This is a genomic window from Streptomyces lydicus (assembly GCF_004125265.1).
Taxonomy (GTDB): domain Bacteria; phylum Actinomycetota; class Actinomycetes; order Streptomycetales; family Streptomycetaceae; genus Streptomyces; species Streptomyces lydicus_C.
In genome coordinates this window covers 548,798-563,765 of sequence record NZ_RDTE01000001.1, presented here as the reverse complement: position 1 = coordinate 563,765, position 14,968 = coordinate 548,798, and the positions used below count along the sequence as shown (strand labels likewise).

At 72.9% G+C, this 14,968-nt stretch carries 14 protein-coding genes and 1 pseudogene; all 15 read right to left on the bottom strand.

Annotated features, from left to right (window positions below; genetic code table 11):
• Positions 1 to 185, bottom strand: a 185-nt coding sequence (locus tag D9V36_RS41710; RefSeq protein WP_241720657.1) for a hypothetical protein, incomplete at its 3' end; no start/stop codon positions are given.
• Positions 179 to 1,643: pseudogene (locus D9V36_RS41705) on the bottom strand (AAA family ATPase). The gene D9V36_RS41710 and the pseudogene D9V36_RS41705, both read right to left, overlap by 7 nt.
• A 291-nt stretch (positions 1,644 to 1,934) precedes the next feature.
• On the bottom strand, positions 1,935 to 2,282 hold the full coding sequence (locus tag D9V36_RS41700; RefSeq protein WP_241720656.1) for a hypothetical protein: 348 nt from the start codon (positions 2,280 to 2,282) through the stop codon (positions 1,935 to 1,937).
• On the bottom strand, positions 2,279 to 3,313 hold the full coding sequence (gene mobF / locus D9V36_RS41695; RefSeq protein WP_241720655.1) for a MobF family relaxase: 1,035 nt from the start codon (positions 3,311 to 3,313) through the stop codon (positions 2,279 to 2,281). The genes D9V36_RS41700 and mobF overlap by 4 nt, the downstream gene beginning before the upstream one ends.
• A gap of 1,214 nt (positions 3,314 to 4,527) precedes the next feature.
• On the bottom strand, positions 4,528 to 4,992 hold the full coding sequence (locus D9V36_RS02455) for a hypothetical protein (protein ID WP_129291916.1): 465 nt from the start codon (positions 4,990 to 4,992) through the stop codon (positions 4,528 to 4,530).
• 238 nt (positions 4,993 to 5,230) lie between these two features.
• On the bottom strand, positions 5,231 to 5,980 hold the full coding sequence (locus D9V36_RS02450; RefSeq protein WP_129291917.1) for a hypothetical protein: 750 nt from the start codon (positions 5,978 to 5,980) through the stop codon (positions 5,231 to 5,233).
• A gap of 305 nt (positions 5,981 to 6,285) precedes the next feature.
• Positions 6,286 to 6,936, bottom strand: coding sequence for a hypothetical protein (locus D9V36_RS02445; protein WP_129291918.1), 651 nt, complete (start codon positions 6,934 to 6,936; stop codon positions 6,286 to 6,288).
• A gap of 285 nt (positions 6,937 to 7,221) precedes the next feature.
• Positions 7,222 to 7,719, bottom strand: coding sequence for a DUF3085 domain-containing protein (locus D9V36_RS02440; protein ID WP_129291919.1), 498 nt, complete (start codon positions 7,717 to 7,719; stop codon positions 7,222 to 7,224).
• 321 nt (positions 7,720 to 8,040) lie between these two features.
• On the bottom strand, positions 8,041 to 8,403 hold the full coding sequence (locus tag D9V36_RS02435) for a hypothetical protein (RefSeq protein ID WP_129291920.1): 363 nt from the start codon (positions 8,401 to 8,403) through the stop codon (positions 8,041 to 8,043).
• A gap of 170 nt (positions 8,404 to 8,573) precedes the next feature.
• Complete coding sequence (locus D9V36_RS02430) at positions 8,574 to 9,269, bottom strand: hypothetical protein (protein ID WP_129291921.1); 696 nt, start codon at positions 9,267 to 9,269, stop codon at positions 8,574 to 8,576.
• An 813-nt stretch (positions 9,270 to 10,082) separates the two neighbouring features.
• Positions 10,083 to 10,616, bottom strand: a complete 534-nt coding sequence (locus tag D9V36_RS40610) for a DUF6221 family protein (protein ID WP_164992796.1) — start codon at positions 10,614 to 10,616, stop codon at positions 10,083 to 10,085.
• A 362-nt stretch (positions 10,617 to 10,978) separates the two neighbouring features.
• Positions 10,979 to 11,407, bottom strand: coding sequence for a hypothetical protein (locus tag D9V36_RS02420; protein WP_129291923.1), 429 nt, complete (start codon positions 11,405 to 11,407; stop codon positions 10,979 to 10,981).
• 1,101 nt (positions 11,408 to 12,508) lie between these two features.
• Positions 12,509 to 13,315 (bottom strand): hypothetical protein, encoded by an 807-nt coding sequence (locus D9V36_RS02415; protein WP_129291924.1) that lies wholly within the window; start codon positions 13,313 to 13,315, stop codon positions 12,509 to 12,511.
• A gap of 150 nt (positions 13,316 to 13,465) precedes the next feature.
• Complete coding sequence (locus tag D9V36_RS02410; RefSeq protein WP_129291925.1) at positions 13,466 to 13,768, bottom strand: hypothetical protein; 303 nt, start codon at positions 13,766 to 13,768, stop codon at positions 13,466 to 13,468.
• Between the two features lie 713 nt (positions 13,769 to 14,481).
• On the bottom strand, positions 14,482 to 14,847 hold the full coding sequence (locus tag D9V36_RS02405; RefSeq protein ID WP_129291926.1) for a hypothetical protein: 366 nt from the start codon (positions 14,845 to 14,847) through the stop codon (positions 14,482 to 14,484).
• Between the last annotated feature and the right edge of the window lie 121 nt (positions 14,848 to 14,968).

Genomic DNA, 14,968 nt, shown 5'->3' with positions numbered 1-14,968 from the left:
GGCAGGTGGGTGACGGCGGCGTCGGCGGCCTTGAGTGCCTCGCGGGCGGCGCGCGGGTGGTCGGCGGCGAGCCGGGTCAGGGTGTGCAGTTGGGTCAGGGAGAGTTCGGCCAGGGGCCGGTGGCGGGCTTCTTGCTGGGCTGCTGCGGAGTCGTCGAGGTGCTGGCGCAGGCGCCAGGTCAGCACCGCGGCGGGGTCGTCGGCGTCGGCGAAACCGCGCCGGGGAACGGTGCGTGCCAGGAGTCGGGGAAGGTCGAAGCCGGGCGCGTTCGGCGTCGTGCAGCGCGCGGATCAGGGCGGTAGGCGTCGGCGGCGAGGAACCACGCCGCGCGGTCGGCGCCGAGGGCATCCTCGAGCTGGCCGGTCAGGGCGGGCTGTGGTCGCGCGTTCGGCGACGTCGGCGAACTCGGCGGACAGCTGGCCGGGGCGCTGATGTCGTGCTGCAGGGCGGCGATGGTCTCGGTCGCGGACAGTTGGGTGCGGCGGCGGGCGGCGATGGAAGCCAGCACGTCGTCCAGGCGGTCGCCGTCCTCGATGGCGAGGTAGAGGCGGTTGGTGCGTGCTCCCCGGGTCAGCTGTACGTAGACGCCCTCGCGTTGGGAGCGCGCGGAGGCCAGTGCGTGGGAGGTGTCGACGGTCATGCCCTGGGCGCGGTGGATCGTGGAGGCGTAGCCGAGTTCGCACTGGGCGGCGACGTAGGGGGCGGGCAGCCGGATCCGGCCGCGGTGCTGGTGTGGCGGACCACGACGTCGCCGTCGGGCAGGATCTCGGTGATGGTCCAGGTGTCTCCGTTCTTGACGAAGTCGCGGCCGCCGCGCACGGTCATGCGGCGGCGGTTGAGGCGGGTGACGATGATGTCGCCGGTGTGCGCGCTCTGCCCGGCGCGCAGCGGTGGTGTGGCGGGTGTCGATGGTGCCGGCCTCGATGTGCCAGGCCTGGGCGCGCAGGTTGAGTGCGGTCACGGTCGCGGTGTCGGCGGCCGTCATCAGCGAGGTGCGGCCTTTGCGCAGGTCTTTGGCCCAGGCTTCGAAGACGGCGTCGCACATGGCCTCGTAGTTTCCGGCGACGATCCGGCCCTTGCCCCGGTACCAGTCGAAGGCGGTCCGGTTGTCCTCGCCGTCGCGCAGGGCGAGGGAGGCGTCGGCCTCGCCGGCGGTGCGGAAGCGGTGCAGTTGGTCGAGTTCGACGGCGCCGCCCGCGCGGGCGATGAGCCGCAGCACTCCCCCGGCCTCGACGGCGGCGAGCTGGTGCGGGTCGCCCAGCAGCCGCACTACCGCCCGGCGGCGGCCGCGGCGAGGATTTTGTCGAGCAGGAGGGTGCCGGCCATGCCCGCCTCGTCGACCAGGACGACGTCGCCGGGGCGCAGGGAGAAGTCCTTGCCGACGGGTTTGCCCTCGGTGGCCCGGCCGCGCTGGTACAGCCAGGAGTGCAGGGTGTGCGCGCGCCGGTTCAGGTCGCTGCCGAGGACTTTGGCCGCGCGTGAGGACGGCGCGAGGGGGATCAGTCGGCCGCCGGAGGCATCCACCCGCGGTCGACCAGCTTCATGGCCGTCGTCTTTCCCGCGCCCGCAGGGCCGAGCCCGGCGAGCAGGAGCTTGTCCGACGACGCGAACGAGGAGGCCAGGGCGCGCTGTCCGGCGTCCATCGGGCCGCGGTTCAGGGCGGCGACGCGGGCGAAGGTGCCCCGCCCCACCGGCGGGATGACCTGGGTGCGGGCGCCGGCCAGGAGGTTCTCGGCGGCCAGCAGGGAGTGTGTGGTGAAGGTGGCCGAGCCGATGGGCCGGTAGATGCTGGTGCCGTCCATCCGCTGCAGGTCGGGGTGCGGCGGGTTGATCTCGGCGGGGGTGATGTCCAGGCAGTCGCTGTGGGCGAGCACCTGGGTCGGTGATCTGGTCGGCGAGCTGGGGCGGGGCGGTGGCTCCGGCCAGGGTGCGCATCAGGTAGCGGCGGGCTTCGGCCAGGACGTGGCGGCGCCGGAAGCTGGTGCGGGCGCTCGGCGACCGCGGCCAGGACCTCCTCGGCGCGGCGGCCGGTCGAGGCCGGTGACGGCGGAGCGGTTGCGCGCAGCAGCCTGCGCGGTGGCCAGAAGGTTGTCGACGGTGGGGCGGTCAGTGACCGCGATCGCCCGGCGCCGCCAGGTGGCGAGCAGTTCGTCCAGGGAGCGGGCCCGCGCTTGGCAGGACGGGTCATCAAACGTCGCCCGCCCCTGCAGGCGGGTACGGGTGGGCGCGTCGGGCTCGCGGCCGTGGCGGCGGCGGAAGCCGTCGAAGAGGTCGTCCATCATGGTGCGTACGCGGCTGGCGCGCTGTGCGAAATCGGCGCGGATCCGCGATCGATGCCGACGATCTGCATGACCGGTCGTTGGCCGGGGGTGACCTCGACCTCCTCGGTGGCAAGTCCCAGTCGGCCGCAGACCAGTTCCAGGGCGCGCTGGTTGAACAGCTCGCTGGCTACGACCACGTCACGCAGCAAGAGCCTCGAATCCAGATTGCGCCAGCGGCCGTCCGGTCCTCTCACGCGCGGGGATATGACCACGTGTTCGTGGAGCATGGGGTCCCCGGCGCGCGATTCGTAGTGAAGGTAGACCGTGGCCAGCAGTCCTGGCTTGGCCCGCTGCTGGGCCACCCCACCAGGGCCGGTACGCACTGCGAGGGCGTTGTGCTCCAGCCATGCCAGCGCTTCCGAGCGGGCTTGGGCCAGGACCTCGAGGGCGATCCGTCGTACCTCGGGGTCCCCCAAGGCGAACAGCAACGACAGCTCCTCGCTGGAGAAGGTGAGGTCATAGCCAGTACGGGCTTTTCTCTGGGGGCCGGTCCGTGCGGCCAGGAACCCGCCCAATTCGGCGCCGTCGGCCGGTGCCCGGTGGTACTCGGTCTCGAAGGCGAGCGCCGCGGTCCGCATCCGCAGGTCCTTCGTCTCCGCCTTCGTCAGCGGGCGGCACAGCTGCTCGCCGGCCTGCTGCAGCACCTGCTCGATCTCTCTGTCCAGCGGGGAGAGCTCGGCCAACTGCGGTACGGCCGGCCCCAGCTTGCCTGCCCGCATGGCTTGCCTCACGGAGGCACCCTGGGCCAGTTCCCGGGCCGCGATCGCCTCGGCGTTGGGGTGCATGCCCAGTCCGAACAGGGCCCGCATCTGCTCCTCGCTCACGATGCCGGACAGCCCCAGATCACGAGCGGCCTGCCCATGCCACAGGCCAGGCGGTACCCCCGGCACGTTCGAAGACACCGTCGGAGTACTGCCCTGGGCTCCGTCGCCCAGGGCGATGTTGCGCCGGTAGTAGCGCTCGCTCCCTGCGGTGAGCCCCTTCGCCGTCATCCCCACAAGACCAGAAGAGCATCGCGGAACAGGCCCATGCGGGCTGAGCGGCGGCCAGGTGCCGAACCTCCCAGGGCTCAGGAAAGGATCTTCGAACTCGTCCCGCCAGAGGGGAATTTGGGCGCTACGCCCGGAGGCGCGTCAAAAGTGCCAGAGGTGTGCGACAACCAACCCACCACCAACCGACAAACCACCGACCCCCACCACAACCAACCCACACCACCCACCACACCACCGACACCCACACACCACCGACACCCACCAGCACCACACCCACAGACCACCCACCATCACCAGACCCACCCCCACCAGAACCTCCCTCCCCTCCCCTCCCCCACCCCGCGCCGTCCCGTGAGCGGGACCAGGCGCAGCGACGGGGGTGCTATGGCGTGGGACGCGGGCGGCTTGCCCTGCTCGGGGCCGTACGGGCGGTTGAGACTGGCGCGATGCGGCCCGTGACGGGCGGGCCCGGTCGGTTGGAGGTGGCTGCGGTGGCGGCGAGTCGGAGCAGGGGCAAGGGGAAGAGCGGCGGGGTGCTGGCGCGGCGGAAGGTGGCGTTGGAGCGGGCTGCGGCGCGGATGGCGGAGGAGCGGCTGAAGGCTGAGGAGGTTGAGGCGGAGCGGCTGCGTCGGGAGGGGGAGTTGGATGAGTTGGTGGCTGACTTCGAGTTGGCGGTGGAGGACGAGGAGGCGGTGGTTGCTGAGGTGGAGGCGGAGGTGCGTCGGGTGCGTGAGCGGGGTCAGGTGCGGGTTGATGAGGCGCGGGTGGTGGCGGCGCGGGTGGTGCTGGCGATGGGTGAGGTTGGGGAGACGGTGGCGGGGGTGTGGGCGCCGGTTGGGTGTGAGGGTGGAGAAGGTCAAGGAGTTGCGGCGGTTGGGGCGCGAGGCTGTGGCTGCGGAGGGGGATGTGGGGCGGGGGGTGGCCGGGCCCGAGAAGGGGTCGGGGAAGGCTGCTGGTGGGCCGGGGGCCGGGGCGGGCGGGGAGCCGCGGGTTGAGCGGGCGGGGGCCGGGCCGGCGGGCGCTGCGGGGTCGGGTGCGGCTGTGTCCACTCCCCCGGCTCCGGGGGCTGCTTCCCCGGCTGGCCCTTCGGTGGGTGGTCCGGGGGGTGGGGTGCGGTCGGGGTGGCCGGGGGCTTCTGGGTGAGGGTGGCGGCATGGTGCGGCCCCGGCTTCGCTGTGGGGCGATGCCGGGGCCGGTGTGTGTGGGGGGTGGGTTCAGTTGGGGGGCTGCTGCTGTGCTGTCCAGGGGGCGGCGGGCCGGGTGGGTCGTTGGGGCGCGGCCGGCTGCTGGGCGGGCGGGTGTTGGGGCGGGTAGGTGGGGTGGGGCTGGGCGGGGGCGGGTTGGGGCTGCCAGGTGGCGGGGGGCTGTTGGACGGGGGGCTGCTGGACGGGGGTCTGGGGCGGGACGTGGCCGGTGAAGCGGTGGGGGTCGACGTCCTTGAAGTAGACGGTGACGGGGGCCTCGTCGTCGACGAAGATGCGTTCGTGGATGCCGGGGGGCGTGAGGATCCAGACGGTGGTGTCGTCGCGGCGCTGGGTGCGGCGGATGAGGGGCGGGGGGAGGGTGACCTCCTCGGTGGTGTCGGTGCTGCTGTCGTGCTGTTCGACCGTGATGTGGTCGACGACGGAGAACAGTCCCTGGATCTGCGCGAGTTCGTTGATGGTGGTCTGGTGTCTCACGGCGCTCCCCTCTTTCTGTTGTGGCGGTCCGTGTGGTGGCGGTGTCGTTGCGGACGGTAGGTCGCCTGGGGGGTGTGTGGGGCGGTGCGGGGGTGGGGGTGTCGGGGGGTGGGAGGCGGGTTGGGGTGGCGGTGCTGGGGGCGGGATACGCACGGCGGCCCCGCCCCGGGACACAGGGTGTCGGGGGCGGGGCTGTGGGAGAGGTGCTTGCGTCGCCGCCTGCCGGAAAGGGGGCGGGTTACTTCTGGGGGGCGCGGTTGAAGCAGGCGTCGACGTCGGTTGCGGTGCAGTGGGGCGGGCACGGCGATGGGGGCAGGTTGGTGAGGAGGGCGCGGACGTCGTTGGTGCCCTCGGCCGTCTTGTGGGTGACGTCGTGCTCTGAGGGGTAAGCGAGTGTGGCGCGGAGCACCTTCCCGGAGCGGGTCCCGATGACGATGTGCCCCGTGGCGCCGTGCGGGCCGCGTGCGGCGAGGTGCAGCAGGTGCTTGGCCTTGCCGGTCTGCCAGGTCAGGCGCAGTTCCTTGGAGGCGGCCAGGCTGACGATGCTTCGTGTGTACGCGGTCAGCCCGTGCGGGGCGACCGGAATGTCGGCGTGGTGGGTGCGTAGTTCAAGGGCCGTGTCGTTCAGGGTGAGGGTCATGGTGTTGTGGCCGTCGCGCTGCGCCCGGAGTAGGTCGGAGTGCAGGCACTCGCCGGTGGCGGGGTCGTGCAGCGGGATCGCGTCGATGTCATCGCCGCCGAGGGTGCCGGATGCGTCGTCGCCGCTGGGAGCGTTGCCCTCGGCGTAGGTGTCGCGGGGTGCGTTCTTGTGGGTGGTGTTTCCGGTGAGGTAGGTGCCGCTGTTGTCCCGGACGCACCACAGGGCAGCGTGAGTGTCCTCTCCGTTCTGGCGCTGGTCGTAGGTGGGGCGCAGGGTGTGGCGTGGGGCGAGCATCGAGTGTGTGGCGATGTCGATGACTTCGTTGAGGGCGAATTTCAGTGTGGTCATGGGTGTTGGCCTTCTCGGTTCGGTGTGCGGCCTGGTTGTTCTGCGGGCTGTGGGCCCGGCCGGGCGTGGGTTCAGTGCGGAGGGTGGTGTGGGTGCCAGGCGGGTGGGGGCCGTGCGGGGAGTTCCGGCCGGGGTTGACTGTCGCTGGGGGTGGGGTTAGCGGAGCAGCCCGGCCGGGGCGGGGTGATCGGTGGTCGGGCAGCAGTACGGCCCCGCGTCGGTGGTGTGCCGGGCGGGGCCGTGAGGTGTGTGGCGGGCGGGGTGCCACGGACGCGGGGCGCGGCCGGGGCCGGGGCCGCTCGTTGTCACATGCGGGCGTGTTCGGGATGGCGTAGGACGAACAGTGCCTTTGCCTGGTTCGTGGTGGAGCGGACCAGGCGGCTGTAGTCGGGGCCGCCCCACACCGTCCATCGGTCGTCGCCGATCTGTGGGGACCAGGTGAGGGCGTACTGCTCCTCGTCGGCTGTGCGTACGTCCCACCACCCCCGCTGTGTCCGGGGGGTGACCGTGGCACCCTCGATGGCCGGAATCTCCGGCAGCGGTCCGAACCGCCGCTCGACATAGTCCAGATAGGACCGGGTTGGCTCGATTGCGAGTTGAGCTTGGCTGCCGTTCTGCTGCCAGTAGGCACCACGCACTACCCGGAAACCGCGGCTGCTGACCTTGGCCAGGGCGGCGCCGGTCAGTTCGTCGGAGACCGGTGACACGTGCTTGGTCCCGGGCAGCGAGATCACGTCACGAGGCGCGTGAGTGTGGCCCTGGGCGTCCTGGAACCGCAGTGCGGCCGTGCCCATGAGCGGCGAAACGTACAGCTCTACCTGCGTGGGACGCGTACGCTCCTCCGCCCGCCGGTCGCACTCGCGGGCCTCTGCTTCGCTGTGCTGGATCGTCTGTGGCGTGTCCGCGCTGTTCTCGGCCAGTCGCGATGCCGTGTGGTGCTTGTGGGGAGTGGTCATTGTGTTCCTTTCTGCGGTGGCCGCGCGCCGGTTGGTCGCGCAGTCGGGTGCAGGTGCCGGGCCGCGCCGCGCGGCAAGGGGGGGTGCCTGCGTGGGCGCGGCCCGGCTGGCCGGTCGCCTCGGCACACGGGAGGGGTCCGTGCGGGGCGTTCCCGGCTGGACTGACCGTGCGGCGCAGCGGGGTTAGTAGCGCAATCCGGCCGGGGCGGGGCCGGGCTCATGGTGGGCAGCAGTGCGGCCCCGTGCCGGACGGGGTCCGGGCGCGGGGCCGTGGTGGGTGGGGGTCTAGCTGGTGGTCATGGTGAGCAGCATGCCGTCGTCGTCGTAGGTGACGTGGAGCAGGAAGTGGGTGGCGTGGGTGGGGGCGGTGCGCAGGATGTCGATGAGGGTTTGGCCCTCGTCGAGGGGCTGGGTGAGGTCGAGGGTTTCGTGGAGGTCGTCGCCTCCGAGGAGGGGGGAGGGGTCGGTGCCCGGTCCCCAGGTGTCGGCGTAGGCGATGTGGCGCCAGTGGCCGTTGTCGTCGCGGGCGGCGGGGGTGTTGTCGATGCCGTTGCTCATGAGGAACGTGCCGTCCCCCTTGATCCACCACAGGTGGGGGCGGGCGTCGGTGTCGCCGGGGCCGAGGGCGTGATCGGCGGCGGCGAGGGCGTGTTCGGCCGCGGAGCGGACTCGGTCGAGGGGGAAGGTGAGGGTGCAGTTCTGCTGTGTGGGGGGCTGGTAGGTGTCGCCGAGGACTTCGCGGAGCAGGGCGTTGAAGTCTTCGGGGGTGGTGGGGTGGGTCATGTTGGTTCCTTGGTGTGGTGGGTGCGGGTTGTCGGCGGCGCGAGGCCGGGCGCGGCGGGTGCCGTGGGGTGATGGTGGGGCGGCGGGGGGCTATGTGGGCAAGGGCAGGTCGGTCCTGGCGTGTGTGGGTGGGTGGGGCGCGCGGGGCCGCCGGCGGGGCGGCGGGGCTGGCGGTGGGATGCCGGGGAGTTAGGGGCGGTGTATGCGGAGCGGCCCCGCCCCGGGTGTGCAGGGGCGGGGCCGGTTGGGGTGGTTAGTCGTATGCGGGCTCGGGGCTTCGGTGTGGTCGGTGCGGTTGCCGCGCTCTCCGTCGGCGGTGGGCTAGCCCTCGGTCGGCAGCAGCAGCTGACCGTGCGGCGAGCAGGCGTCGCGGGCGTGGTCCTGTACGGCCATGGTGTGCTCCATTGCCTGCCGGTCCTCGACGAAGCACGCGTACCAGCCGCACCGTGTGCAGCGGGACCAGATGAAGGTGCGGGTGTCCTTCGGCCGCGACGGTGGGTACGGGCCCATCCATGTGCGGATGTGGCGGGTGTCCATCCGTGCGGACAGGCGTCGGCCTTCGGGGCAGCGCCGTTCGATGTCGTCGGCAACGGTGGCCGAGGCTGCGGCCGTGGTGCATGTCGTGCAGCCGTGCTGGTGCTCGGCGAATCGGTTGGGGAAGAAGGTGTTGCTGGCGGTCTTCATCTGGTGGTGCTCGCTTCTCGGCGTCGGGAAGTGGGCGCGTCGGCTGCGAGGGCGGTTGGCGGCAGCTCGGTACGGGTGGGGGTGTGCGGACGGCCCGCCTGCGGGCGCAGGGCGCAGCGGCCCCGCGCCGGTGGTGTGCCGGGCGCGGGGCCGTGGGAGGGATGGGCCGGTCAGTGGCGGTGGGTGATGCGTTCACCGGCGAGGGGGGGCAGGGCGGTGGGTTCGGGGACGGCGGTGAAGCTGATGGGGTCGACGCGGAGGCAGATGATCCAGTGGTCGGGGCCGGTGACCTTGATGACGTCGCCGGTGGAGACGGAGCGGAGGCTGTCGCTGGGCCAGGTCTGGCCGTTGTCGTCGGGGCCTTGGTGGTTGCCGACGGTGTAGGCGGCGTCGGCGGCGTCTTCGTGGGTGCGGATGCGGTGGCTGGCGTGGAAGACCAGGTGCAGGGGGCTGCCGTCGGGGTGGGCGGCGGCGAGCGGGTGGTGGTGCTGGTGGCCGTCGAAGTTGTCGCGGTGCATGTAGACGGTGGTGGTGTACGCGTCCGGGGTGGTGGTGGGGGCGGTGTCGGGGCGGGGAAGACGTCGCGGGGTGGGGTAGGAATCGTTGTGCTGGGCGCGCATGGGGAGGTCGGGGCGGAGTTCACGCAGGCGTGCGGCGGGCACGGCCCGGGAGAGGCTGGCGATGTTCACGAAGCGGGCTCCGCACCCGCCGCCGGGCTGCGGCTGCCATCCGGAGACGTCGGTGTGGCGGTGCACACCGTGGAGGGTCGGCTTGTTGCAGTTTCCGCATCGGGACTCGAAGTCGCCGACGAGGAGGGTGGCCGTGGCGGGCTCGTTGGCGGGGAGCGGTGGGGTGGGCTGGAACATGACGGGCTCCTCGTGTGGGGTGAGAGGGGTGGGTACGTCGGGTAGAGCCGGGGTGTGTGGCCGGCTGGTGGCTGGTCGCGCGCAGCTCGTTGGAGGGCTTGTGGTGGGTGGTCCCTGCTGCGCTGACTGTGGTGCGCGGGCGGGGCGGTGGCCGGGGTGTGTCCCGCGCCTGCGTGGTGGGCGGTGTGCCGGGCAGGCGACGGGGTGGGCATAGCACGTGCCGGGCCCTGCCCTGGCCGGGTGGGGCCGGACCGCCCCTGGGGTGGGGTGGGGCGGTCCGGCGGCCGGGGGCTCGACCGCGCCTGGGGGGGGTGGTGCGGGAGCGCCTTCCGGCACCACTGACACTCCCCCGGGTGGGGGCAAGACGCGCAAGCGCAGGGGGTGCGGACGGCGGGCGTGCGGCGGGGCGACGGGAACGCGGAAGCCCGCCCCGGGAACGCGGAGGCCCGCCCCGGGAACGCGGAGGCCCGCCCCGGGAGCGGGGCGGGCCTTGGACGCGGGCCGGCGGGGTGGCCTGGGCGCGGGGTGTGGGGTGCCACGGGCCGCGGGGGTGCGGCTGGGGTGGGGGTTTGGGTTGCGGTACGGCCCGTGCCCGGGGAGGGTGTCCGGGCGCGGGGCCGTGCTGGTGTGGTGTCGGGGTGGTTAGCGGACGCGGGGCGCGGCCGGGGCCGGGAGGTCGCCGCCGTCGCAGGGGTCCAGCGTCGTGACTACGACCGTGGCGGCAGGCGGGGCGAATGCGAAAGGCCCACCCCGGGCGGGCCTCAAACTAGGCGGCCGGGTCCCGAAGATGCTGGCCGCCTCTGGAACGTGCTTCTACGACCGCCATTCCGACCGGTAGTCCGGGTGCTTGTCGTGCGCGGCTGCCAGATGGCGGGCGACTTGGTCCAGGTCCTGTCGGATCCCGGCGAGTCGTTTCCGCCTCTCGGGGTCGGGATCGGCATCAATCTCAGTGATCAGCTTCCGCCATCTCTGGTTGAACAGGCGCTTGGCGCCTACCTCGGCCAGGACGCGGGCTGGGTCATGGCGGGCAGCGTGCACGAAAGCGGGCATCGGCGAATCGGCATCCGGGTCGGCAGGGTCCGGAGTGGAGGCGACGACCGCTCCCCATCGTCCGCCCATGACCTCAGGCGGGCGCGGCAGTCCAGGGCGCAGGGCGACAAGTAGCTCTTCATCGTCGTGATCGCTGATGTGAGCCTCCCACTCATCACCTGTGGGTGAGGGCTGCCAGGCGCCCGGCTCGCCGACCACTGTGGCGCCGCTGGCCGCGCGGGCCACCATCTCGTCCTCGTCGAGCCGGGCGTCGTTGAAATCGGCGATCGCGAGGAGTTCAGCGGTGGGTTGGGTCAAGAGGACCTCCTAGATCAGAAGCGGGCCAGTACAGCCGAACTCACACAAGCATGATCCAGGGGTGAGAGGTAAGGGCGGCAACCTGGCCTGGGTGATGCCGAGGGTGTTGAGGAGCCACTCGCTGACGCGGGACGGGCCGGGGCTGTGCGGAACAGCGGGGTGCGCGCAGGGGGCTAGGGCTTCTTCACGGTGGTGATGACGTGGGCCTGATCCGTGCCGCGGTTGCGGTCCTTGCTGGCCGTCTGATCCGTGCCGGGGGTGCGGTGCGGGTGCTGCTGGGGCGGGGGTTTGGGTAGCGGTACGGCCCCGTGTCCGGGGAGGGTGTCCGGGCGCGGGGCCGTGCTGGTGTGGTGTTGGGGTGGTTAGCGGACGCGGGGCGCGGCCGGGGCCGGTGCCTTGGGGGCGGCGGGTGCCTTCGGCTTGGGGGCGGCCGGGGCCTTGGGCTTGGGGGCGGCGGGGGCCTTGGGTGCTGCAGGAGTCTTCGGCTTGGCCGGGGTCTTCGGCTTGGGGGCCGGGTTGGTGGTGGTGTGCTTGTGCGGGGCGGTGCCGGGGTGGTGGTGCGTGTTCTGGTGGGTGGGGCGGGTGGTGGTGCTGGTGTGGGTCAGCAGGCAGGGGCGGGGCCCGCCGTGCACGATGTCGGTGTGGGCGGTGTGGGTGGCGTGGCAGCGCGGCGGGGTGTTGTGGTCGGGGAGGATCGCTGCGAGGAGCAGCAGGAAGCTGAACAGGACGATGACGGCTGCTGCGAGGAGCGTGAGGAGGGCGGGGGCGGGGGTGCGGGAGTTGGAGTTCATGAAGCTGCCTTTCGAAGAGAACTGGTAAGGGCGCGGGCCGGGTTGAACGATCCGGCGCACGGCGGTCGCCTTGAGCGACGCAGCAGCCGGGGCCGTGCGCTGCCGGGCCGGTTGTGCGGCTCGTGTGCTGCAACCACTGTGATGGCCGGACGAGTTAGCCGGACAAGACCAGCAGCCGACCGGCCCCGGCCCGGTGCCCCGGCGCCAGGCCGGGGTCCCCGGGCCGCCGGGCCTCGACGGGCGACGGCAGCCCGCACCGGTGGGAAGGACGGCCCACGTCGGCGGGGCGGGAGACGACGGCGGGCACAGCCGACGACGCAGGGCCATGGGAAGGGCGAGGACTGCCACGCCGGGTGCGTGGCCGACGACGGCCGCGGCGCGTGGGCAGCCCGCCGCGCCGGGGTCCACGACGGCGGCGGGCGGCCAAGGCGCCGCAAGGTGGCGGGGTGCCGGGGAGCGCGGTCGCCGTGCTCAGCGTGGTCTGCCGGCACCGGGACGGGGCCTGGGCCGGCCTGGGCCAGCGGCATACCGGGGCGCGCGGCCCGCGCGCGGTGGGCGGCCCGCGACGGTGGGCGGCCCGCGACGGTGGCGCCGCGGCGGGGCGGGGCCGGGCGGGGCGTTCCAGCTGAACTGACCGTCGCGGGTGGTCCGGATACCGGCGCAACCCGGCTGGGACGGGGCCGGGACGCGGGCGCTGCGCGGAACCGGGGCCGGGCATGGGCGTGCCCCGGGCGGCCGGGTCGGGGCGGTGGCGTGAGTGCCGGGCCGCGCACACCGCAGGGAAAGGGGGCCTGCGGTGTGCGCGGCCCGGCGGTCGGTCGCCTCGGCGCACGAGAGGGGGAATCTGTGCGGGGCGGGCCCGGCCGGTCCGGATGCTCGACGCACGAGAAGGGGAGCTGTGCGGGCGTTCCGGCTGAACTGACCATCGTGGGTGTGCGGTTACCGGCGCAACCCGGCCGGCGCCGGGACGGGGGCCGGGACACGGCCAGCGGCGCCGGGGCACGCGCCGGGCGCGAGGCGGCGGCCAGCCACCGCAGAGGCGGAATGCGGCAGGCCCACCCCGCCGTGTGGCGGGGTGGGCCAAGGGGTGTGGTGGGTGGTTCAGAAGGGCGGTTCGTCGCTGTAGTTGTAGTCGCTGGGGCGGGGCGTGGGCTGCTGGTTGGCGGCGTGGATGAGGTCGTCGCGGAAGTCGCGTAGTCCGAGGACTGCGATGCGCTCCTGGCCGGTGGGCCAGTTGGGGTCGTTGTCGCGGGCCAGTCCGAAGTCTGGGTTTTCGTCGATGCGTTCGAGGGATTTGGCGACGATGTCCGCGGCGGCCTGGTAGTCGGTGGCCGGGTGGGTGAGGGTGTCCGGGCTGGGGGTGGGCAGGACGGTGGAGCTGTAGGCGGGGTCGTTGGTGACCAGCGTGCCGAGGACCATGACGGCCAGGGCCCAGGCGGTGTCGCACGCCTCGCGGTGGGCGGGGGTCAGGGTGAGGGCGGTGTTGGCGGTGTCGGCGTGGTGGCTGGAGCGGTCGATGGTTGTCTCGGCGGTGATGTGTGCGCCGAGGTGGAGTACGCCGGCGAGGGTGCCGGGCTTGTGCTCGGGGGCGGGCTGCCACGACCAGGGGTTGGTGTCGGTGGTGAGACGGTCCGCTGCGGCGTGCCAGCGGGGGCCGGGGTAGCCGTCGGTGCGCAGGGTGATCGCGCCGGTCTTGGGGTTGATGGTGATGCTGCCGCTGATGGGGCTGTTGCGGGTGTGGGGGTGTTGCTCGAAGAGGTTCAGGCCGGTGACGTGTTCGCCGGTGTGGAGGTTGGCGTGGGCGCGGGTGGCCAGTGGCGGGGTGGAGGCGACGAGGGCGGTGTAGAGGCCGTTGAAGGTGCCGGAGGTGGTGAGTGCCTCGTGGAGGCTCTCGTGGGTTTCGAACATCGGTGTCCCTTTCGTGGTGGATGGGCCTGCGGGTGCGGGCCGGGCGGAGGGACGGTCAGCGGGGGTGGGGTTAGGCGGGCAAGGGGTGGTGGGTGTGCGCGGCCCGGCGCCGTGGTGGGTGCGGAGGCGGCGCCGGGTGAGGTTGGGGTGTCAGCCGGGGTCGGGTTCGGTGGTGGTCATGGCCTCGATGTCCTGCCATGACAGCGGGTGCCGGTAGGCGCGGTGGGGTTCACGGGCCAGGATGTGTGCGGCGTTGCGGTGGGCGGTTTCGTGGGCGCGCCTGATGCGTTCGGTGGTGTGTTCGGGTGTGGCGTTGGGGGATGCGGTCTCTCGGGCGAAGTCGGCTGCTTCGTCGGCGACTTCGTCGGGTGTGGCGTCGTACATGACGAGGTCGTCGACGATGGTGGAGTAGACGGCGAGTTGGCCGTTGGGCTGGAGGATGATCTGTCGCATCGGGCCGGGTTCCCTTCCGAGGTGCGGTGCGGCGGGTGGAGTGGCGCGGCTGGCGGCCCCTGCCCCGCGCCGGGCGGGGGCCGGACCGCCCCCCGGGGGGGCGGTCCGGCGGCCGGGGGCTCGACCGCACCTGGGGGGTGGTGCGGGAGCGCCTTCCGGCGCCACCGACACTCCCCCAGGTCGGGGCAAGACCCGCAAGCGCACGGAGTCCGGACCGCGGGGCGACGGGAACGCGGGCGGGATGCCGGGGGTTCGGGGCGGGCTTGAACGCGGGCCGGGTGCCAGACAGCACCCGAGCCGGGTGCGTGACGGGTTGTTGTGGCCCGGCACCGTTCGCGGTGCCAGGGCCTTCGCGGCCGGGGCCTTGGGGGCCTTCGGTCCGGTCGGGGCCTTGGGCTTCTGGCTGGGCGTGGTGGTGTTGCGCTTGGGCTGGGTGTGGTCGGTGCCCGGGTGGTGCTGCGTTCCCTGGTAGGCGGGGCGGTTGGTGCCGGTGTGGGTCAGCAGGCAGGGGCGGGGACCGCCGCGGACGATGTCGGCGTGTGCGGTGGCGCGGCAAGGCGGCGGGGCGGGTTGGGGCTGCGTGGGTGGTGGGGCACGGAGGGTTAGTGGGGCGACACCGACACCGTGCGGCTCGGGCATTGAGGTGGCGGCCCCGAAAAGCAGTGAGCCCGCCGCACACTGGTCAGGTGTGCGGCGGGGCCGAGGTGTTCGGGTCAGAGGCGGCCGGCGGTCTTCTCGACGGTGGCCTGCGCGCGTGCGCTGTAGTCAGCGGGCTGACGGGACTGCTCGTCCTCGCGCAGGCGGTCGCGTGCGCCGGCGGACACGAAAGCCACGGCGGCAGCCATCTGGGCGCTGGCGGCGACGGCAAAGAGCGGAGTCAACAACGTGTCGTGGCGTGCCGCTGCGTGGATCATCAACACGGAGAACAGAGCGGCTGACACTGCGTTGAAGAGGCCGACAGTGAACAGCCGGCGAGGAGCGCGGGGCTTGCCGTCCTTGAACACGACGACGGCGGCGGTTGCGGCTGCTGCCGGTGCGCCTACCGAGCAGGCGGCGGTGAGCACGTGGGTCAGCGTCATGGGATCGCTCTCTTCTTCTCAGGATGGGTGTTGGTGTGCTGGGCCGGGCGGGTGTGTTCACCGCCCTCGGCTGGCGGGTTGAACTGTGGCGGGGGCGGAGGCAAGCGCCGCAAGACGGAGC